Source organism: Streptomyces aurantiacus (genome assembly GCF_027107535.1).
Classification (GTDB): Bacteria; Actinomycetota; Actinomycetes; order Streptomycetales; family Streptomycetaceae; genus Streptomyces.
In genome coordinates this window covers 9090468-9110226 of record NZ_CP114283.1, presented here as the reverse complement: position 1 = coordinate 9110226, position 19759 = coordinate 9090468, and the positions used below count along the sequence as shown (strand labels likewise).

Annotated in this window: 17 protein-coding genes; 9 read left to right on the top strand and 8 right to left on the bottom strand. The window is 73.0% G+C overall.

Annotated elements, in window-relative coordinates; translation table 11 throughout:
* The first annotated feature begins 112 nt into the window (after positions 1–112).
* The gene (locus O1Q96_RS42110; protein ID WP_269253113.1) at positions 113–301 is read left to right on the top strand and encodes a hypothetical protein; all 189 of its coding nucleotides are present in this window, start codon (positions 113–115) and stop codon (positions 299–301) included.
* A 243-nt stretch (positions 302–544) separates the two neighbouring features.
* Here O1Q96_RS42110 and O1Q96_RS42105 read toward each other — a convergent pair whose 3' ends face one another.
* Positions 545–2188: a DNA repair helicase XPB gene (locus O1Q96_RS42105; protein WP_269253112.1), complete on the bottom strand. Its 1644-nt coding sequence runs from the start codon at positions 2186–2188 to the stop codon at positions 545–547.
* Positions 2189–2411: 223 nt separating this feature from the next.
* Here O1Q96_RS42105 and O1Q96_RS42100 point away from each other — a divergent pair, with 223 nt between their 5' ends.
* Both O1Q96_RS42100 and istB read left to right on the top strand, forming a co-directional pair.
* Positions 2412–3143 carry a TIGR00645 family protein gene (locus O1Q96_RS42100; RefSeq protein WP_269253111.1) on the top strand — a complete coding sequence of 244 codons (732 nt, stop codon included), beginning with the start codon at positions 2412–2414 and terminating at the stop codon, positions 3141–3143.
* The gene (gene istB, locus O1Q96_RS42095) at positions 3067–3744 is read left to right on the top strand and encodes an IS21-like element helper ATPase IstB (protein ID WP_269253110.1); all 678 of its coding nucleotides are present in this window, start codon (positions 3067–3069) and stop codon (positions 3742–3744) included. The genes O1Q96_RS42100 and istB overlap by 77 nt, the downstream gene beginning before the upstream one ends.
* Here the strand turns inward: istB and O1Q96_RS42090 are convergent.
* Together O1Q96_RS42090 and O1Q96_RS42085 are read right to left on the bottom strand one after the other, a co-directional pair.
* Entirely contained in the window at positions 3722–3970 is a 249-nt protein-coding gene (locus tag O1Q96_RS42090) for a hypothetical protein (RefSeq protein ID WP_254643593.1), read from the bottom strand. The two genes, istB and O1Q96_RS42090, sit on opposite strands and share 23 nt — an antisense overlap.
* A gap of 449 nt (positions 3971–4419) precedes the next feature.
* Positions 4420–7011, bottom strand: a complete 2592-nt coding sequence (locus O1Q96_RS42085; protein ID WP_269253109.1) for a helicase-associated domain-containing protein — start codon at positions 7009–7011, stop codon at positions 4420–4422.
* 142 nt (positions 7012–7153) lie between these two features.
* On the opposite strand from O1Q96_RS42085, the gene O1Q96_RS42080 reads away from it, so the two are divergent.
* Together O1Q96_RS42080 and O1Q96_RS42075 are read left to right on the top strand one after the other, a co-directional pair.
* Positions 7154–8143 (top strand): hypothetical protein, encoded by a 990-nt coding sequence (locus O1Q96_RS42080; RefSeq protein ID WP_269253108.1) that lies wholly within the window; start codon positions 7154–7156, stop codon positions 8141–8143.
* A 509-nt stretch (positions 8144–8652) separates the two neighbouring features.
* Positions 8653–9285 carry an HAD family hydrolase gene (locus tag O1Q96_RS42075; protein ID WP_269253107.1) on the top strand — a complete coding sequence of 211 codons (633 nt, stop codon included), beginning with the start codon at positions 8653–8655 and terminating at the stop codon, positions 9283–9285.
* Here the strand turns inward: O1Q96_RS42075 and O1Q96_RS42070 are convergent.
* Positions 9227–9538, bottom strand: a complete 312-nt coding sequence (locus tag O1Q96_RS42070; protein WP_269253106.1) for a hypothetical protein — start codon at positions 9536–9538, stop codon at positions 9227–9229. The genes O1Q96_RS42075 and O1Q96_RS42070 overlap by 59 nt on opposite strands.
* A 164-nt stretch (positions 9539–9702) precedes the next feature.
* On the opposite strand from O1Q96_RS42070, the gene O1Q96_RS42065 reads away from it, so the two are divergent.
* Positions 9703–10086: a cold-shock protein gene (locus tag O1Q96_RS42065; protein WP_055610283.1), complete on the top strand. Its 384-nt coding sequence runs from the start codon at positions 9703–9705 to the stop codon at positions 10084–10086.
* Between the two features lie 125 nt (positions 10087–10211).
* Here the strand turns inward: O1Q96_RS42065 and O1Q96_RS42060 are convergent, their stop codons facing one another.
* From O1Q96_RS42060 to O1Q96_RS42045, 4 genes are all read right to left on the bottom strand, one after another.
* On the bottom strand, positions 10212–11087 hold the full coding sequence (locus tag O1Q96_RS42060; RefSeq protein ID WP_269253105.1) for a 1,4-dihydroxy-6-naphtoate synthase: 876 nt from the start codon (positions 11085–11087) through the stop codon (positions 10212–10214).
* Positions 11071–11874: a futalosine hydrolase gene (locus O1Q96_RS42055; RefSeq protein WP_269253104.1), complete on the bottom strand. Its 804-nt coding sequence runs from the start codon at positions 11872–11874 to the stop codon at positions 11071–11073. The genes O1Q96_RS42060 and O1Q96_RS42055 overlap by 17 nt, the downstream gene beginning before the upstream one ends.
* 16 nt (positions 11875–11890) lie before the next feature.
* Positions 11891–12379: a hypothetical protein gene (locus O1Q96_RS42050; RefSeq protein WP_269253103.1), complete on the bottom strand. Its 489-nt coding sequence runs from the start codon at positions 12377–12379 to the stop codon at positions 11891–11893.
* 99 nt (positions 12380–12478) lie between these two features.
* A complete protein-coding gene (locus O1Q96_RS42045) occupies positions 12479–13900 on the bottom strand; it encodes an MFS transporter (RefSeq protein WP_269253102.1) in 1422 nt (473 codons plus the stop codon).
* A gap of 357 nt (positions 13901–14257) precedes the next feature.
* Here O1Q96_RS42045 and O1Q96_RS42040 point away from each other — a divergent pair, with 357 nt between their 5' ends.
* The 3 genes from O1Q96_RS42040 (at position 14258) to O1Q96_RS42030 (ending at position 19751) form a co-directional block, all read left to right on the top strand.
* Positions 14258–15181: a DUF3027 domain-containing protein gene (locus tag O1Q96_RS42040; protein ID WP_269253101.1), complete on the top strand. Its 924-nt coding sequence runs from the start codon at positions 14258–14260 to the stop codon at positions 15179–15181.
* 290 nt (positions 15182–15471) lie between these two features.
* Positions 15472–18594 (top strand): sacsin N-terminal ATP-binding-like domain-containing protein, encoded by a 3123-nt coding sequence (locus O1Q96_RS42035; protein ID WP_269253100.1) that lies wholly within the window; start codon positions 15472–15474, stop codon positions 18592–18594.
* A gap of 227 nt (positions 18595–18821) precedes the next feature.
* Entirely contained in the window at positions 18822–19751 is a 930-nt protein-coding gene (locus tag O1Q96_RS42030; protein ID WP_269253099.1) for a hypothetical protein, read from the top strand.
* Positions 19752–19759: the final 8 nt, after the last annotated feature.

Genomic DNA, 19759 nt, shown 5'->3' with positions numbered 1-19759 from the left:
TGCCGTCCCACTCCCTACGGGGTAGGGGAGGGCCCGGAGTCGTACGAGGGGACGACGGAGGTTCGGTCCCGAGGCCGATGAAAGCGGGGTGCCCGGATCGCACTATGGATACATGAGCGCAGCGACCTTCACCCCAGCCTCCGTCCGCCCCCGGCCGCCGTCCGGCGCGACCGCCCTGCAGGGCAGCCACCGGCACCGACTCGGCGACGCCCTGCGCGCCGTCAAGGTCTTCGCCGGCGCGGCCCTGGGAGTGGTCCTCCTCGGCGAGTACGGCGAGGAAGCGGGCGTACACCGCCGGTAGGGACCCCGTCCCGGCCGCGATCCTCGTCAGGGTCGCGGAGCTGTGACACCTGCGCTCCACCGCGCGGCCGCGCCCCGCCCACGGACCCCGTCAGGGGCGCGGGGAACTGCGCGCCCAGCCATGACGAACCCGGCAGCCGCACGGCCTTCCTTCGGCCCCCTGGCCTTTCCTCGGCCCCCTGGCCTTCCTCGGGCCCCGGGCCCCCGGCCCGGCTTTTCCCCCGCTACCCGCGGAGCGCTCCGCTCAGTTGTCCGCCAGGAGTTCGTCCGCGTCCACGATCCGGTAGGCGTAGCCCTGTTCGGCCAGGAAGCGCTGGCGGTGGGCCGCGAAGTCCTGGTCGATGGTGTCGCGGGCCACCACCGAGTAGAAGTGCGCCTGGTGGCCGTCGGCCTTCGGGCGCAGCACCCGGCCGAGGCGCTGGGCCTCCTCCTGGCGGGAGCCGAAGGTGCCCGACACCTGGATGGCGACCGTGGCCTCCGGCAGGTCGATGGAGAAGTTGGCGACCTTGGAGACCACCAGGACGCTGATCTCGCCCTGACGGAACGCCTCGAAGAGCTTCTCGCGCTGCGCGTTCGGCGTCTCACCCTTGATGACGGGTGCGTCCAGGTGCTCGCCCAGCTCGTCCAGCTGGTCGATGTACTGGCCGATGACGAGCGTCTGCTGCCCCGCGAAACGGCGGACCAGCGCCTCCGTGACCTTGCGCTTCGTCGCCGTCGTCGCACAGAAGCGGTACTTCTCCTCCGTCTCGGCGGTCGCGTACGCGAGCCGCTCGGAGTCGGTGAGGTTCACCCGGACCTCGACGCAGTCGGCCGGCGCGATGTAACCCTGCGCCTCGATCTCCTTCCAGGGCGCGTCGAAACGCTTCGGCCCGATGAGGGAGAAGACGTCCGACTCGCGGCCGTCCTCGCGCACCAGCGTGGCCGTCAGACCGAGCCGGCGGCGCGCCTGGAGGTCGGCGGTGAACTTGAAGACCGGGGCGGGCAGCAGGTGCACCTCGTCGTAGACGATCAGCCCCCAGTCGCGGGAGTCGAACAGCTCCAGGTGCGGGTAGACGCCCTTCCGCCGCGTCGTCAGCACCTGGTACGTGGCGATGGTGACCGGCCGGATCTCCTTGCGCGTACCGCTGTACTCGCCGATCTCCTCCTCGGTCAGACTCGTGCGCTTCACCAGCTCGTGCTTCCACTGCCGGGCCGACACGGTGTTCGTGACGAGGATGAGGGTGGTGGCCTTCGCCTCGGCCATGGCGCCCGCCCCGACCAGCGTCTTGCCGGCGCCGCAGGGGAGTACGACCACTCCTGATCCGCCGTGCCAGAAGTTCTCCACCGCCTGCTTCTGGTACGGCCGCAGGGACCAGCCGTCCTCGGCGAGGTCGATGGTGTGCGCCTCCCCGTCCACGTACCCGGCGAGGTCCTCGGCCGGCCAGCCCAGCTTCAGCAGCGTCTGCTTGATCTGCCCCCGCTCCGAGGGGTGCACGGCGACGGTGTCCGGGTCGATCCGGTTGCCCACGAGCGGGATGATCCGCTTCGAGCGCAGGATCTCCTCCAGGATGGGCCGGTCGGTGGTGGTGAGGACGAGGCCGTGGGCCGGGTGCTTGCTCAGCGTGAGACGGCCGTAGCGGCCCATCGTCTCCGCGATGTCGACCAGCAGCGCGTGCGGCACCGGATAGCGGCTGTACTGCACGAGTGCGTCCACGACCTGCTCGGCGTCGTGCCCGGCCGCGCGCGCGTTCCACAGCCCGAGCGGGGTCACCCGGTACGTGTGGATGTGCTCGGGCGCGCGCTCCAGCTCGGCGAAGGGCGCGATGACCCGGCGGCACTCGTCCGCCAGCTCGTGGTCGACCTCCAGGAGCAGGGTCTTGTCGGACTGGACGATGAGTGGACCATTCACGCGCGCGTCCCCTTCTGCACAGCCGTGCGAAGTGCACGGCCAAACGTCCAGTGTGCCTGATCGCCGACCGCTCACGCCGTGGTCCGCCGCAGCGCCGCTCCTGTCCTACTGGATGTCTATTCATTCCAATGAGTGGTGTGAATTCAGATTTACGGTCCTGGACCCGAAGAATGGCGATCCCGCAGGTCACTGCCCCAGGTCGCCGCCCAGGGAGAGCTCACCCTTGCCCGGTCACAGCCATGCCCCGCCGCCCGTACCGCTGCCCGCCGTCTCCCAGCCGACCACGACGCTCGGATACGCCCTCTTCGCCACCCGCTGGCTCCAGGCCCCGCTGTACTTCGGACTGGTGGCCGCGCAGGGCGTCTACGTCTACAAGTTCTTCAACGAGCTGTGGAATTTAATCCTCCGGTGCGTGACCGGCCAGGCGAACGAGACGTACGTGATGCTCGCCGTGCTGAAGCTGGTGGACGTCGTCATGATCGCCAACCTGCTGATCATGGTGATCGTCGGCGGATACGAGACGTTCGTCTCGCGCATCGGTCTGCAGGGCCACCGTGACCAGCCGGAATGGCTCTCGCACGTCAACTCCAACGTGCTGAAGGTGAAGCTCGCCACCGCCATCGTGGGCATCTCGTCCGTCCATCTGCTCCAGATGTTCGTGGACGTGCACCACACCTCGCAGCACTCGCTGCTGTGGGGGACGGTCATCCACATGGCGTTCATCGCCTCGGCGGCGATCCTGGCGTACATGTCGGGGCCGATGGCGGAGCACGGGGACCGCCCGCACAAGGGGCACGGACAGGGGGGCGGGGCTCGCCGGGGAGGCGGCCTGGTCCGGGGCCGCCGTCTCGTCCGTACCGGCGGAGTTCGCGCTCCCGGTGGCCGCCCCGGCCGTCGCGTGGGCCGCCGTCCCGGTCCCGGCTCAGACGGCCACCGCCCCGTACGACTCCCATGACACCTACGGCTCGTACGAGACGGGCGCCGAGGCCCGGATCCGGGACGCAGGGTTTCCCGCCCGGAAGCTGCTGGAGGAGTTCGACGAGGAGCATCCCCGGGGCTTCGACCGGGAGACCGTGGCGCGGCTCGGCAAGCTGGACTTCGTCGCGGCGCGGCGCAACGTGGTGTTCGTCGGCCCGCCCGGCACCGGGAAGACGCATCTCGCCGTCGGCGTCGGGATCCGGGCCTGCCAGTCGGGGCACCACGTCCTGTTCGCGACCGCGGCGCGGTGGGCCGCGCGGCTGACCGCGGCACGGACGGACGGCCGGCTCGCCGACGAACTGGCGGCACTCGACGCCCACCCGCTGCTGATCGTCGACGAGGTCGGCTACACCCCCTTCGACGCCGACACCGCCCACCTCTTCTTCCAGCTGGTCGCGCACCGCTACGAGCGGGGCTCCCTGATCGTGACCACCGACCGCCCGCTCGGCCGCTGGGACGAGGTCTTCGGCGGCGCCGCCCCCGCGCTGGTCGACCGCCTCGCCCACCACGCGGAGATCGTCCGCCTCGAAGGGGACAGCTACCGCATGCGCCGGGCTACTTCAGCGTGGGCAGAGTGATGTTGTTGACCAGCGGCCCTTCGACGGTGACCCCCTCGGTGACGAGCGGTTCGAGGGCCGCCGCCGGGAGGGGCAGCGGCAGGGCGGCGGCCTGCGGGGCCAGGACGCCGATGAGCGCGGCCGACGCGAAGAGGGCGGCCGTGGCGGCGGAACGCGTGTGCGTGCGGCGCTTGGGACGCACGGGAATCGCGGCGTGCGCGGGCTGCGTGGCGCGGGTGGGACGCATGAGGACTTCGGAGCCTTTCGGAAGCTGCTGAGCCGGGGTGGGGCCCACGGAGGGGACGGGCCGGACTCGGACGCCGAGTCCGGCCCGCGGGGCGTGCGGGGGGCGACTCAGAGCGTCAGACCCCCGCCGAGATCGATACCGATCGCCGCGGCCTGTGACGCGAGTGCGCCGAGCAGCGCGGCGGTACCGATCAGCACGGTGGCGACACGACGAGCAGTACGCATGGGACTACCTCCAGGTCGGTGTGATCAGGCCGTTGCGTGATCACCACCCACTGGCTGCCCCACGACCCGCGCCCCGATGCGGGAGGCCCCGCAAGGTCCCTCATGGGTGGGAAGCGCCCGGCGTGGCGCGCATGAACCGCCACGTACACCCGGACGAGTGAGACCGTGGCGGCCCGCTGCGGCCCGCTGCGGCCCGGCGCGGATCGGCCCGGCGCGCGCGCGGGCTCAGGCCTGCTCGTCCGCCAGTTCCGCCACGCCCGTCACCCGGTGCAGGGGGTACGTACGGACCTCGTCCGCGGTGTGGTCGTACGCCGTGACGAAGCCGCCCTCCACCCGCACGGGCGCGATGACGCGCTGGCTGGCGGAGCCCTCGGCGTTCACGTAACCGATCCAGAGGGTGCCGCCGGTGAGGACGGCGGCCTGCATGGTGGCGAGGGTCTCGGCGGAGGTGGTGCGGGGCAGGGCGCCGTTCCGGCCGGGCGCGGAAGACGGCTTGCGCGGGGCCGTGGACGCCACGTCGCCCGCACGGATGGCGCGGATCGCGGCCCCCAGAAGGGTGGTGTCGGGAGACGGCGGCCCGTCGGGAACCGGCTCGGGCGCCGTGCGCGGGGGCGTGCGATGGGCGTGGGCGCGGGTGATCAGCACGTCACCCTCGGCGGACTCGGCGGCCGGGGCGAAACCCATCGCGCGCAGGCCGTCGAGAAGCGTGGCCGGGTCGGTCTGGGCGGCCAGGACCGTGGGCGCGAGGCGGCGCAGCCTGAGCCCCTGCGACCGTTTGTCGGCGACGATCTCGTTCAGCAGCGCGTCGTCGTCGCAGCGGACGTACGCCGAGGCCGCGCCGATCCGCAGGTGGCCGTGTCGGCGCGCCACGTCGTCGATCAGGTAGGCGAGCGGTTGCGGTACCGGCGTGCGGGAGTGGGCGGTCAGGAACGCCTGCAGGTCGGAGGCCGAGCGGCCCGCGTCCAGGGCCCGGCGGACCGAGCCCGGCGTGAAGCGGTACACCGTCGCCCCACCCTTCGACTCCACGTCCGCGAGGACACCCAGCACGTCCGCCAGGGGGCGTCGCAGCGGGCCCGGGGCCACCGCCGTCAGGTCCGCCTGGAGAAGGACGTGGTCGAGGGGCTCCGGAAGGAGGGGCGCCAGGAGACGGCCGGCCCGGGAGGCGGCGGCGGCCACCTCGGCGGGGGAACGGGGCTCCGGCGGGGGCGCCGGGTGGTGATGCCGGTGGTGGACGGGGAGCTTGTCGCCCGGACCGGCGGCCCGCTCCGGGGCGGGCGGGCGCGGCGCCGCCGCTCCCATGAGCGCCCGCCCGTGCGCGGACAGCGCGCCCCTGCCGGTGATCCCCAGCGACTCGGCCTCGGTCAGCGTCCACCGGGCGAGCCGGGCCCGCAGGTCGTCCGAGGAGGCGGTGCCGCGCAGGGCGCGCTCCCAGTGCAGTCGGGCGACGAGGGAGTCGGGGGACGCGGAGCCGCCCTCGGGCAGCGCGGCGAGCAGCGAGAGAACCCGGTGACGGACCTCGGGGGCCGCCGAGCGGTCCAGGCCGGGGCCCAGGGCCGACAGGGTGCGCTCCTTGGCGTCCCGGCCGCCGACCACACCCGCCGTGCGGGTGGCCGACAGCCACGCCGTGGCCAGCCGCGTCCAGCGCTCGGCGGCCGGCAGGTCCAGCCACTCGTCGTACGCGGGCGTCGCCGCGTACCGCTCGTCGGCCGCGCCGTCCGAGGCCAGCAGGCCCGCCGCGTAGGCGAGTTCCACCCAGAACGCGGCGACCGGCTCCGGCACGTCCAGGGCCACGGCCGTCCGCTTCAGATCCCGCACGCTCAGGCCGCCCGCGCGCATCACGGACGGGCCGCCCTCGTCCCAGTCCTTCAGCAGCTCCTCGACGGTGGCGAGCGCCGTGTACGCCTGGCCGGCCGCCGTGGCGTCCACAACCTGTGGACGGTGCACGGCCGTGGGCTCGACCGGCGGAGGAAGCGGTTCCGTCGTGCGGTGCGCCCGTCCCGCGCGCAGATGGAGGGCGACCTCGCGGGGCAGCACGACCGTGCCGGGTGCCGTCGGCAGGAGCAGCCCGCGGTCCAGGAGCCAACGCAGACGGGACGCCGGATCGGCGGTCACCTGGCCGTACGGCGGCCCCCAGACCAGCCGCGAGAGAACCTCGAGGGACTCCGGCGGGGCCGAGTCGAGCAGGGCGGACATCCGGGCGCGGTCGGTGAACAGTCCCGTGAGCGACTCCACCGCCGACACCGCGTCGTGGGTCGTGGCCAGCCCGGCCGCCGCGAGGATCTCCTGGATACGGCCCGGGGACATGCCCGCCGTGGCCTCCGCGACCGTCGGACCCAGCCCGGTCGGGGACGGGTGCTGCGGCGAGGGCGCGAGGAGTTCGCGGGCCGTGCGGACCAGCCGGAGCCGGTCGTCCGCGCCCCACACCAGCGCCTGCTCGCGCAGGACGGCCACGGCGTGGGGAAGGGCCTCGGTGACCGCCAAGTCGCCCGCGTCGCCCGCCAGCAGCTCCAGCAGCGCGCCGTACGGAGCCGGCTCCGGGGCCACGGCCAGTGCTTCCGCGCTCTGGAGGGCGAACCGGTCCAGGCGCTCGAGGGCACGGATCACGGAGGCGCGCGTACCGGCCCGGGTGGCCAGCTGGGTGAGGTCCGTCGGTACGGGAGTGATGAGGTCCGGGCGGGCCCGCAGCAGCGCGGACAGGGAGGAGTCGTCGCGGGCCCGCAGGTCCTCCGCGAGCGAACGAGGGTGTGCCCCGGCGGGAGCGGGCTCCTCTGCGGACACCCCGCCGGGCTCCTCTGGTGACTGCTCCTGGGCGCTCATCCGATCCACGGTAGCGGGTGGGCGGCCGCCGCCGTTCCCGTTGGTGTGAGCCACTGACGTGCCGGGGCCCGTCACGGGCGGCGGGCGCGGTACCGTCGTTCGCGCGGGGACATTTCAACGCGGGCGCCCCGGAGGGGACTTCGTGGGGATCGAGAGCGACCAGCTCGTATTCGACTATCTGAGCCGGGTCGGCGACCTGGCCCAGCAGAGGCAGCTGCCGTCCGGGACGCGCATGCGGCTCGTCACGGAGCTGCGTGGCGAGATCGACCGGCGCCGGGCCAAGGCGGTCGTCGACAGCCCGGCCGCGGTCCGCCGCATCCTCGACCGCCTGGGCACCCCCGAATCGGTGGTCTCGGCGGCGAACGCCACCGGTGGAGCGCAGGACCCGGCACAGCCGCGGGCCGCCGTCCCCACCCAGCGGGCCGAGGAACCGGAGCCCCGGCCGAAGGTCCGCCGCAGGGTCCCCCGGCCGCGCCCGGCGGAGCCGCGGGCCGCCGAGACGGCCGACGCCGCGCCCTCCCCGCCGCACCTCGCGAGCACGGAGGAGCTCGGCACGCACCAGCCCGACTGGTGGCGGGTGGAGAGCGGACCGCTCGGGTCGATGGACAGCGTGCCCGGGTTCGTCGGGGGCATCGAGATCCCCGAACTGCTCAGGCCGCCGCCCGGCGAGGAGGCCGACGAGCCCGAGCCGAAGCCCGTGACGGCGGTCGTCGAACCGGTGGCACCCGTCGAGGCGGCCGGCCCGGCCGGGCAAAGACGCCGCCGGTTCGTCCCGCGCCTGCGGCCCGTCGGCGGAGGCTGGACCAACCCCCTGCTGCTGCTCGCCGCCGCCCTCCTCGTCGCCGGCGCGGCCATCGGCAACCTCGTCATGCTGGGCCTCGGCTGGCTCATCGCCTACCTCTCGCGCCGCCTGAGCCCCACCGAGTCGAAGTGGGCGGTCCTCGGCGTGCCCGGCCTGGTCGTCTCGGCGGGTGTCGTCTGGCTCTGGGGCCGCACGGAGGGCCGCTGGGGCACACCCGTCGCCCAGGGGCAGATGAGCGACGCGGTCGCCGAGACCTGGCCGTGGGTCCTGCGGGGCGCGGCTATCGCTTCCGCGCTGTATCTGGTGTGGAGGTCGCAGCGCCGGAGTTGACTTGCTCCTCGCCCTGAATGGCGGGGATTCCGGCCTTCTCGATCGTTGCTGTGCCGCTACGCGGCACGGCTTCCGGTCGGGAATCGGTGGCTTCCTGTTTCTTCGCGCTGTGCCAGAACGAGTTCTGGTCCTACCCGCGCTCCGCAGGCCGATGCCGCCAGTGCGGCCGCCCGTCCGGCTTGCATGGGCTGGGGTTCCGGAGGCTGAAGGGCCGGCCGGTTCGGTAGGGCTCGGCTGAACCTATGTGGCCGATCCGGGCTGCTCGCCGGGTGCGGGTGCGGGTGCGGGTGCGGGTGGGCCGTGGCTGAGCGCGCAGTTCTCCGCGCTCCCGGAGGGGTGCCACCTGACGTCGTGACGTCCGCCGCAGGCCGTCATGGGCCGATCGCACAGTTCCCCGCGCTCCTGGGTATGCGGGTGCCGGAGCCGTCCGGACGGTTCGCCGCAGGTCCGTGCCCGGGAGCGCGGACGCTCACCGGAGCATCACAAGTGGGTCGTCTTCGCTGGGCACAATGGCCCATATGACTTCTCGTGCGCTGACCGTCGGGTTCGACCTGGACATGACCCTCATCGATTCCCGTCCCGGCATCCACGCCTGCTACCAGGCGCTCTCCGCGCGGACGGGGACGTACATCGATGCCGACCTGGCCATCACACGGCTCGGACCGCCGCTCGCGGACGAGCTGGTCCACTGGTTTCCGGCCGAGCAGGTCGAGGCCATGGCGGACGTCTACCGGGAGATGTATCCCACACATGCCATCGCGCCGACGCCCGCGATGGCCGGCGCCCGTGAGGCGATAGCGGCGGTACGGGCGGCGGGCGGGCGCGCGATCGTCGTCACCGCCAAGTACGAGCCCAACGCCAAGCTGCATCTCAGCCATCTCGGCATCGACGCCGACGCCGTCATCGGCGGCCTGTGGGCCGAGGGGAAGGCCGAGGCCCTGCGCGAGTACGGGTCGGGTGTCTACGTCGGTGACCACACCGGCGACGTACGGGGCGCCCGCAGCGCGAACGCCCTCTCGGTCGCCGTGGCCACCGGCCCGTGCGACGCGGACGAACTGCGCGCGGCGGGCGCCGACGTGGTGCTCAAGGACCTGACGAAGTTCCCGGGTTGGCTGGCGGGTCACCGGGGCGCGCTCCGATAAGCGTCCGGGAACCCGCGCGCGCCTCCCGACGCCCGCGGGCGATCGACTGGAACACCCCCGCTCCCGCGATGAGGAATCCGACTCCCATCAACATGCTCAGTCCGAACATGTACGTGGGAAAGGGCGTCGTACCCAGGAGCAGGGGGGCAACGGTGACCAGTGTGGCCGCGGCGCCGACGAAGAACACGATGGCACCGGCACGGATCAGTCCGTCTCCGGCCGCGGCGGAATTCGGTGGGGTTTTGTCACGCACCCGACCAGGGTAGTTCGGAGCCTCTGTCCTCACCGGGCGGGGCTCAGTCCTGTTTCCGGGCGTGATTAAGCCTGTGTGTCGTTGGGGAGAGCCTCGGTAGGCTGTTCAGCGGCATTCTGACTAGCGTCCGGCCCCGTCCGGGACCGATCGAGGGAGCGTGTGCTTTGCCGACTGGCAAGGTCAAGTGGTTCAACAGCGAGAAGGGCTTCGGCTTTCTCTCCCGCGACGACGGCGGCGACGTCTTCGTCCATTCCTCGGTCCTGCCCGCCGGAGTCGATGTTCTCAAACCGGGTCAGCGTGTGGAGTTCGGTGTGGTCGCCGGGCAGCGCGGTGACCAGGCGCTTTCGGTGACGATTCTGGACCCCACGCCCTCCGTCGCGGCGGCCCAGCGCCGCAAGCCGGACGAACTAGCGTCCATCGTCCAGGACTTGACGACCCTCCTCGAAAACATCACGCCCATGCTGGAGAGGGGCCGCTACCCCGACAAGGCCTCCGGCGCGAAGATCGCGGGCCTGCTCCGCGCGGTCGCGGACCAACTGGACGTCTAGTCGGCAAAAGACCGAGCCCTGCGTCCCTTCAAGGGCGCAGGGCTCAGTCTTTTTCCGGGGGCGCGCGGAAGTGCGCGAGCAGCCCTCACCGGGCCGCACTCCGCGAACGACCCCCATCGCACCCCCTACGCGGGAAACTCCAGCGCCCCCGGCGCGAGAGCCGGCACCAGTCCTTCCGCCGCGGCCCGGGTGAGCAGGCCGCGGACCGCCGCGTACCCGTCCTCGCCGAGGCCGGCGGTGAACTCGTTGACGTACAGCCCGATGTGCTGGTTCGCCACCGACTCGTCCATCTCCTGGGCGTGCTCCATCACATACGGCCGGGACGCCTCGGGATCGTCCCAGGCCGCCCGCACGGACGCCCGCGCGCTCTCGGCGAGCAGCCGCAGCGTGGCCTCGCCCAGCGACCGCCTGGCGATGATCGCGCCCAGCGGGATCGGCAGCCCCGTCGACTGCTCCCAGTGCTCGCCCATGTCCGCGAGCTTGTGCAGCCCGTAGTTCTGGTACGTGAAGCGGGCCTCGTGGATGACGAGCCCGGCGTCCACCTTGCCGTCCCGCACGGCGGGCATGATCTCGTGGAACGGCAGCACCACGATCTCGCCGACCCCGCCGGGCACGACGTCCGCGGCCCACAGACAAAACAGCAGGTACGCCGTCGACCGCTCGCTCGGTACCGCGACCGTGCGGCCGGTGAGGTCCGCACCGGGCTCCCGGGTGAGGACCAGCGGCCCGCAGCCCCGCCCGAGCGCGCCCCCGCAGGGCAGCAGCGCCCACTCGTCCAGGACGTACGGCAGGACGGCGTACGACACCTTCAGGACGTCGAGCTCGCCGCGTTCGGCCATGCCGTTGGTGAGGTCGATGTCCGCGAAGGTCACGTCCAGCGCGGGTGCTCCCGGGATCCGGCCGTGGGCCCAGGCGTCGAACACGAAGGTGTCGTTCGGGCAGGGCGAGTAGGCGATCCGCAGCGGCTCGGCGCCGCTGTCGGTCTCATTGAGTGCGCTCATGTCCGTTCCAACTCTCCAATACGGGCGGGAGCTTCCCGAACGCCGCGGTCAGTGCCGCGAGGGCCTCGCCGATCCGCCAGGCGGTGCGGTCCCGGGGGCCGACGGGATTGGACACGGCACGGATCTCCAGGACGGGCACGCCGTGCGCGGCGGCCGCCTCCGCGACACCGAAGCCCTCCATGGCCTCGGCGAGCGCCCCCGGGTGGCGCCGGCGCAGCTCCGCGGCCCGCTCCGCGCTTCCGGTGACGGTGTTGACCGTCAGAACTGCCCCGGAACGCGCCCCGGTGACGGCAGCGACCTCTCGTACGAGTGATTCCGGCGGCCGGTGGGTGACTGCTCCGAACCCCAGTTCGGTGACCGGGACGAATCCGTCGGCGGTCTCGGCGCCCAGGTCCGCGGCGGTGATCTCGTCGGCCAGGACGAGCGATCCGACGGGCGCGTCGGGCGGGAACCCGCCGCCGATGCCTGCCGAGACGACCAGGTCGTACGGCTCACCGGCCAGCGCGGCGGCGGTGAGCGCGGCGGCGGTCGACGCGGCGGCGGCCGCCGGACCCACGCCCGCGGCGAGGAGATCGAAGACGGCGGAACCGGCGTGGGGATCAGCGGCGGGCGGGGAACCGGCGAGAGCGGGATCGCCCACCGGGGAGCGGTCCGCCGGGACGGTCACCCTGCTCAGGGTCGCCCCCGGAAGCGTGTGCTCCCGCGCCGGGGGTGCGAACGCCGCGGCCACCGCGTCCCGTTCGACGGCGACCGCGGTGGCTACGAGGACACGCGTGAGCGGCGGCACGGGCGGACCGGGCGGCTCAGGCGTCCGCGTTCTTGAGCTTGAAGTTCCAGACACCCTTGACCTGCGTACCGGCCTTGTTCTGCTGGACGACGCTGATGTAGATCGTCTTCGGGGCTTCCTGGCCCTGCTGCTCGGCGAAGAGGTCGACGCCCTCGAAGGCGTAGTACGTCTTCTTGAACGGGGAGGTGACCTGCTGCCCGTTGAGCCACAGGGCCCAGCCCTCGTCGGCGATCTCGGGGTCGACACCGATCCGCAGCGTCTCGCCCTGCGGGACGCTGATCGTGTCGGAGGCCTTCTTGAGGACGCACTTGGTGGCTTCCGCCTTGCCGATGTCCTTGCCGTCCTTGTAGCACTCGGCCTCGGTGCTGACCGAGTGGCCGCCGACCGTGACGGTGGCCATCGGCGTCGGCTTGTCACAGGCGGACAGGACGAGAAGTCCGGCGGAAACGGCGCCGGCGGCGGCGACGGCGCGGCGACGGCGCGCAAGGGGACGCTGGGAGCTCATGGGCGAAGGTTATCGGGCGGGTCCGGTGGCCCGGCTATGTGGGTGGGGTACGCGGCGTGCCGCGGTCCGGCACATCGGCCCCGGCGGCCCCCGGACGGTTCACGCCACGCGCGCGTGCTGCCGTCCGCCGTGCCGGGCCGCGCTCAGCAGCCCGTGGACCGTGGTGAGCCAGCCGGCCGCGACGATCGCGGAGGCCACGGCCATGCCGAGCGTGCCGTTGAGCGGCAGCGCGATGCCGATCGCCCCGCCGACCACCCAGGCCATCTGCAGCAGCGTCTCCGAGCGCGCGAACGCCGACGTCCGCACCAGCTCCGGCACGTCCCGCTGGATCAGCGCGTCGAGCGACAGCTTGGACAGCGCCTGGGCGAACCCGGCGAACGCGGCGAGGACCGCCACCAGGATCACTCCGAAGAACACCGCGGCCGTGATCGCCACCGCGAGCACCACCGCGACGACCGTGACGATGATCAGCTCCGGCGCCCGGGATCTCAGCGCCGCCCCGACCGCCGTGCCCAGCGCGTTGCCCGCGCCCGCCGAGACGCCCACGATGGTCAGCGAGACGGCCGCGCTCGCGCCCGCCAGTGGGTGCTCCCGCAGCAGGAACGCCAGGAAGAAGATCAGGAACCCGGAGAGACCGCGCAGCGCGGCGTTCGCGGCGAGCGCGTGCGTGACCCCCGTACCGACCGTCCGCAGGCCCGGGCGCTTGGGCTGCTTCAGGTGCGGCCCGTGCAGGTGCTGCTCGTCCGCGGCGAGCAGGGCCTTGTCCTCGCCCTTCGCCGAGTCGACCTTGCGCGGCAGCGAGAACGACAGGAACGTACCCGCCACGAAGAGCAGGAAGGCGCCGTAGAGCGGATAGCGCGGGCCGAGGGCCTGGAGCCCCGCTCCGATCGGGGCCGCCACGCCCGTCGCCAGCAGGCCGCCCAGCGTGACCCGTGAGTTCGCCTTGACCAGGGAGAACGACGGTGGCAGCAGCCGGGGCACCACGGCGCTTCTGACCACGCCGTACGCCTTCGACGCCACCAGGACGCCGAGGGCCGCCGGATAGAGCTCGATGCTGCCCGTGACGACCGCGCCCGACAGCAGCAGGGCCATGAACGCGCGGGCCATGAACGCGCCCGCCATCGCGGCGCGGCGGCCGTGCGGGAGGCGGTCCAGGAGGGGGCCGATGACCGGGGCGAGCAGCGTGAACGGAGCCATGGTGATCGCCAGGTAGAGCGCCACGCGGCCGCGTGCCTCGTCCGTCGGGACCGAGAAGAACACCGTCGAGGCGAGCGCGACGGTGATCATCATGTCGCCGGCGCCGTTCACCCCGTGCAGTTCGATCAGCTTTCCGAGGCCCGACTCGCCCGCGCCGTGCGCGTGTGTCGCTTTTCTGATGCCCTTCGCCGTACCGGTGAACGGCAGGTGCAGGGCACGCCCGACGGAACGGAGGGCCCCGCGCACCGGGCCCGCTCCGCCTGTACTTCCCGCCCCGGCCCCACCGATCCCGGTGGCGCCTTGGGGCGACCTTGCTGCTGCCACTCCGCAATAGTGCCCCGAGAACGGCGGATGTAGCGTGGTTACCGCGCGTATAGAGGCTGAGTGGACGCTGTGGAACGGACGCCGGGCGGGCCCGGAGGACGCCCGGCCGGGGTCGCCGCGAAGCGGCGAAGGCAACGCCGGTGTAGGCCCAGGGCCGACAAGGCGGTAGCGTGCGTAGCGCGCCCGCGGCGGTTGTTCTCGGCCGCGCGCCTCTCGGTCATCCCGCAGAATGGATGGCGTAGGCGCGCCCGAGTGCGATCGGGCGCGGACGTCGACGCGGCCCACTGGTCCGCTCCGTCCGCACCCCCGTCGAGGGACGGCGCACTCGTGAGACGGCGTAGGAGAGAAGCGATACCTGTGAGCGCGACAACGCGAAGCCGAACCCCCGACCGTCTGTGTGCCGAGGCCGTGGACCTCGCCCGGGCAGCCGCCGAGGAGGCCGCCGCTCCCGGCGTCGTCGGGGAGCACGCGGGAATGGTCAGCGAAGGGGACCGCGTCGTCACGCACTTCTTCGAATGCAAGGAGATGGGCTACCGCGGGTGGCGCTGGGCCGTGACCGTGGCCCGGGCCTCACGGGCGAAGACCGTCACCCTGGACGAGACCGTGCTGCTGCCCGGCTCCGACGCCCTCCTCGCGCCCGAGTGGGTGCCGTGGAGCGAGCGGCTCCGGCCCGGCGACATGGGCCCGGGTGACCTGCTGCCCACGGACGCGGAGGATCTGCGCCTGGAGCCCGGGTACTCCGGCGAGGACGAGCCCGCTCCGAACGCGCCGATCTCCGAGGAGATGGCCGAGCTGGCCGAGGCGGAGGACGCCGAGGTCGTGCCCGGGACACCGGCCGCGCTGCCGCTGGTGCCCTCCCGCGGGTCGATCGCCTCCGTCGCCGAGGAACTCGGCATGCGGCGGGCGCGGGTGCTGTCGCGGTACGGGCTGCACGTCGCGGCCGACCGGTGGGAGGAGTCGTACGGGGCCAAGACGGCGATGGCGCAGGCGGCGCCCGCCACCTGTGTCAGCTGCGGCTTCCTGAACCCCGTCGGCGGATCCCTCGGGCAGGCGTTCGGTTTGTGTGCGAATGAGTTCTCGCCCGCGGACGGCCGCGTGGTCTCGCTGTCGTACGGCTGCGGCGGTCACTCCGAGGCCGCGGTGATGCCGAAGCCGCTGCGGCCCGCGCCGCCGGTCGTCGACGAGACCCGGGTCGACCCGTTCCCCCTGCGGCCGGCGGCCGACTCGGGGTCGGTCCCGGTGGGGCCGGACGAGTCCACGGCGGAATTCGGCCACAGTTAGGCTGCCGCTTGGCTGCCGCCGGCTGGGCTGGGATCGGCTGGGTCAGGCTGTGATGTGCGGGTTGTGTGTGGCTTGTCGCGCAGTTCCCCGCGCCCCTAGAAGAAGCCGGGGCCGCAGCGGCCGTCTTTTCAGGGGCGCGGGGAACTGCGCGCTCAGCCACCGCCGGCCCGCGCCCGTATCTCGGTGGGGCACCCCGAACCCTGGCCCCCTGCCAAGGGACACGCGCGGTACCTTCTTGCGGCGACCGGGCCACCGTGCGCGGCCGTACGACGTGAGATGGAGAGTGAACCGTGAGCAACTTCGTGGGGCCGGCTGCCGAGGGCGCGGATCCGTTCGGGACGGCACGGCTGCGACGCGGGGTGCTGGACGCCTGGGCGACGAGCCCGGCGCGGTTCCGTGAGGACGCCAACTCCGAAGAGGACCTCGTCCTCGGCGGATACCGGGACCGGCTGGTCGTCGAGCTCGCGCAGAACGCCGCCGACGCCGCGTCCCGCGCGGGCGTCCCGGGACGCCTGCGGCTCACCCTCCGCGACGGCGTCCTCGCCGCCGCCAACACCGGCGCCCCCCTGGACGCGACCGGCGTCGAGTCCCTCTCCACCCTGCGTGCCTCCGCCAAGCGGGACGACAGCGACAGCGCGGTCGGCCGCTTCGGCGTCGGCTTCGCGGCCGTCCTCGCCGTGACCGACGAACCCGCCCTGCTGGGCCGGCACGGCGGTGTCCGCTGGTCCCTCGCCGAGGCCCGCGACCTCGCCGTCGGCACCGCCCGCAACAGCCCCGGGCTCGGGGACGAGCTGCGCCGCCGCGACGGTCATGTGCCGCTGCTGCGGCTGCCGTTCGCGGCCGAGGGCGCCGCGCCGGCCCCGTACGACAGCGTCGTGGTCCTGCCGCTGAGGGACCAGGCCGCCCAGGCTCTCGCGGAGCGGCTGCTCGACGGGATCGACGACGCCCTGCTGCTCGCCCTGCCCGGCCTCGAAGAGGTCGTCGTCGAGACCGGCGACGGCGGCGTACGGACGATCAGGCGCCGCGCCGACGACGAGGGCGGCGTGGCCGTCGAGGACTCACGGGACGGCACGACGCACTGGCGCACCGTCTCCGCCCACGGCTCCCTGGAACCCGCGCTGCTCGCCGACCGGCCCGTCGAGGAGCGGCTGCGCCCCCACTGGTCGGTCACCTGGGCCGTCCCCGTCGACGACGACGGCACCCCCGGGCGCCCCCGCACCGGCCCCGTCGTGCACGCGCCCACCCCCAGCGACGAACCCCTCGGCGTGCCCGCGCTGCTGATCGCCTCGCTGCCACTCGACACCACCCGCCGCCATGCCGCTCCCGGACCGCTCACCGACTTCCTCGTGCAGCGCGCGGCGGACGCGTACGTCGAACTGCTGACCGCCTGGCGGCCCGTGACCACCGGAATCATCGGCCTGGTGCCGGGCCCGCTCGGCAAGGGCGAGCTGGACGGGGCCCTGCGCCTGGCGATCCTCGACCGGCTGCCGCGGGCCGCGTTCCTGCCGCCGGCGGTCGAGCCGGGCGACGACCCCGACCTCCCCGAGGCCCTGCGCCCCCGCGACGCCGAGGTGGTGGAGGGCGCCGGAGCCGAGACCGTACGGGTCCTCGCCGAGGTGCTGCCCAGCCTGCTGCCCGCCGGGCTCGAACGGCGTGCGGAGCTGCGCACGCTGGGCGTGGCGCGCGTGCCGCTGACCGAGGCCGTCGACCGGCTCGCGGGCCTGGAGAAGGCCCCCGAGTGGTGGCGGCGCCTGTACGACAGCCTCGCCGGCGTCGACCCGGACCGGCTGTCCGGACTGCCTGTTCCTCTCGCCGACGGACGTACGACGATCGGGCCCCGGCAGGTCCTGCTGCCCACCGCGGAGGGGGCCCAGGCCGCGCCTGACGCCCTCGCCCGGCTCGGCCTCAAGGTCGCCCACCCGGACGCCGTCCATCCGCTCCTGGAGAAGCTGGGCGCCCTGCCCGCCACCCCCCGGGCCGTCCTGACCACACCGCAGGTCCGCGCGGCCGTCGCCGCCTCCCTCGACGACGACCGCGGCGGCTGGGACGACGACATCCCCGACGCCGAGGAACTGGCCGACACCGTCCTCGCCCTGGTCCGCGACGCCGCTCTCGAACCCGGCGACGAATCCTGGCTCGGCGCCCTCGCACTCCCCGACGAGGAGGGCGAACTCGTCCCGGCCGGCGAACTCGTCCTGCCCGGCAGCCCCTTCGCCCGCGTGATGCGGGAGGACGAACTCGCTTCGGTGGACGGCGAGTTGGCCGAACGCTGGGGAGAGCAGCCGCTCGCGGCCTGTGGCGTCCTGGCGAACTTCACCCTCGTACGCGCCACGGACGTCGTCCTGGATCCCGACGAACTGGAGCCGCGGGAAGGGGACTTCGCCGAACCCGACGACGCGGGACTCCTCGACGCCGTGGACGTCTGGTGCGAGGACGTCCTCGACCGGCTGCCGGACTCACCCGTGCCGCCGGTCGCCACGGAACTCGTCGCCGTACGGGATCTCGACCTCGTGGACGACGACCGCTGGCCCGAGGCCCTGGCCCTGCTCTCCCGCCCCCCGCTGCGGGACGCCATCACCCAGCCGGTCCGGGTCCTGCTGCCGGACGGGACGCACGAGATCGTCCGGCCGTACACCGCCTGGTGGCTGCGCGGGCACCCGGTCCTCGACGGCCGCCGCCCGGCCGGTCTGCGCGCCGAGGGCGGCGACCCGCTCCTGCACGGCCTGTACGACGCCGTCGACGCCACCGGATTCGACGACGAGCAGGTCCTGCGGGCGCTGGGCGTCCGCACGTCCGTGAGCGCCCTGCTCGCCGAGCCCGGCGGCGGTGCCGAACTCCTCGACCGGCTCGCCGACCCCGACCGGGAGGTCTCGGCGACCCAGTTGCACGCCCTGTACTGCGCGTTGGCCGACCTCGACCCCGACCAGGTCACCCTGCCCGACGAGCTGCGGGCCGTCGTGGACGGGCAGGTGCGGGTCGTGGACGCGGCCGACGCCGTGGTCGTGGACTCGCCCGACCTGCTGCCCTTCACCGGCGGCACGCCCCTGCTGCCCGTACGGCCGTCGCGGGCCGCCGACCTGGCCGAGCTGTTCCAGGTCCGGCGGCTGAGCGAGTCCGTCACCGGCGAGGTGACGAGCGAGGGCTCCGAGCACGAAGTACCGGAATCCGTACGGGTCCTGCTGGGCCCGTCGACCCCCGCGACCTACGTCGAGCACGAGGAACTCTTCGTCGACGGCACCGAACTCGACTGGCGCCGCACCCGCGACGGCGTACTGCACGCCGCCACCCTGGAGGGCGTCGCCGCCGGTCTGGCCTGGGCGGCCGGCCAGTGGCCCCGCCGCTTCGAGGTCGCCGCCCTGCTGGAGGACTCGTCCAGGACGGACGAACTGGCGCGGGACCGCTGGTTCGACTGAGCTCGGCGCGATCCGGTTCGGCCGGGCCCGGTTCACCCGGGCCCGGTTCGTCCGGGTCCGGGGGTGAATGCCGATGACCTTGGTCACGCGTGTGCAAAAGATTCACCACACGTACAACCATTCACCCCTGACACGCATCTGATCATCCGAGTCAACAGACTCCCCGATCACTCGGGCCCCAACGTGAAGAACTGCCGTCGGGGTCCCTTTCTCCATCAGGGGAATGCATGCGTATACGTGCCACCGTGGCTGCCGTCTCCGGCGCCCTGGCTCTCTCCGCCTTCGCCGTTCCGGCCGCGCAGGCCGACGGTTCGGCGTCCTACCGCTCGGACGCCGCGAAGTTCCACGCCGCCGCGTCCGCGGACGCTTCCGGCAAGGCCGCGTTCCGCGCCTCCGCCGCGGCCGACGACCCGTACGCGCTGGACGTCACCTTCTCCGACGTGAAGGTGAACAACGGCAAGGCCATCCCCGTCGGCACCAGCAAGCACGTCGCCGTCCCGACGACGTTCACGCTCACGCACGGCGCGGACGTCGACATCACGGCCGACGACTTCGTCACCGGTGCCTACATCTACAAGGGCTCGTTCGACACGCCGGACAACATCCTCTTCGGTATCCTGCCGGCCACCTGCACCCCCGTCTCGGCGACGACCGCCACCTGCGCGGGTGACATCGACATCTACCCCGGTGAGGGCGAGCTGTCGAACACCGACGCCGGCGCCTGGAAGGCAGGCGCACTGGCCATCGCCTACAACGGCGAGGACCCGGCCAGCAGCGACTTCGACATCACCAAGGTGGGTCTGGCCGACCAGGGCGGCTTCGCCAGCCCCAATGTCCAGCGCTACTCCAAGCTGACGGTCAACGCCTCCCCGGAGCCCGTGAAGAAGGGCAAGACCATCACGGTCACCGGTGCCCTGACCCGCGCCAACTGGGACACGAACAAGTACGCCGGCTACACCGCCCAGTCGGTGAAGCTGCAGTTCAAGAAGAAGGGCACGACGACCTACGTGGACGTCAAGTCCGTCACCTCGGGCTCCGCCGGTGCGCTGAAGACGACCGTCAAGGCTGCCACCGACGGCTACTTCCGCTACAACTTCGCGGGTACGACGACGACTCCGGCGGTCAAGGCCGCGGGTGACTTCGTCGACGTGAACTAGTTTCTCGG

Excerpts from the sequence above, each read along its gene's own strand:
- O1Q96_RS42110 (WP_269253113.1), top strand. The coding sequence starts at position 113 with ATGAGCGCAGCGACCTTCACCCCAGCCTCCGTCCGCCCCCGGCCGCCG.
- O1Q96_RS42060 (WP_269253105.1), bottom strand. The coding sequence starts at position 11,087 with ATGAGCGCACTCAATGAGACCGACAGCGGCGCCGAGCCGCTGCGGATC.
- O1Q96_RS42090 (WP_254643593.1), bottom strand. The coding sequence starts at position 3,970 with ATGCGTCCCACCCGCGCCACGCAGCCCGCGCACGCCGCGATTCCCGTG.
- O1Q96_RS42050 (WP_269253103.1), bottom strand. The coding sequence starts at position 12,379 with ATGAGCTCCCAGCGTCCCCTTGCGCGCCGTCGCCGCGCCGTCGCCGCC.
- O1Q96_RS42075 (WP_269253107.1), top strand. The coding sequence starts at position 8,653 with ATGGCCCATATGACTTCTCGTGCGCTGACCGTCGGGTTCGACCTGGAC.
- O1Q96_RS42085 (WP_269253109.1), bottom strand. The coding sequence starts at position 7,011 with ATGAGCGCCCAGGAGCAGTCACCAGAGGAGCCCGGCGGGGTGTCCGCA.
- O1Q96_RS42030 (WP_269253099.1), top strand. The coding sequence starts at position 18,822 with ATGCGTATACGTGCCACCGTGGCTGCCGTCTCCGGCGCCCTGGCTCTC.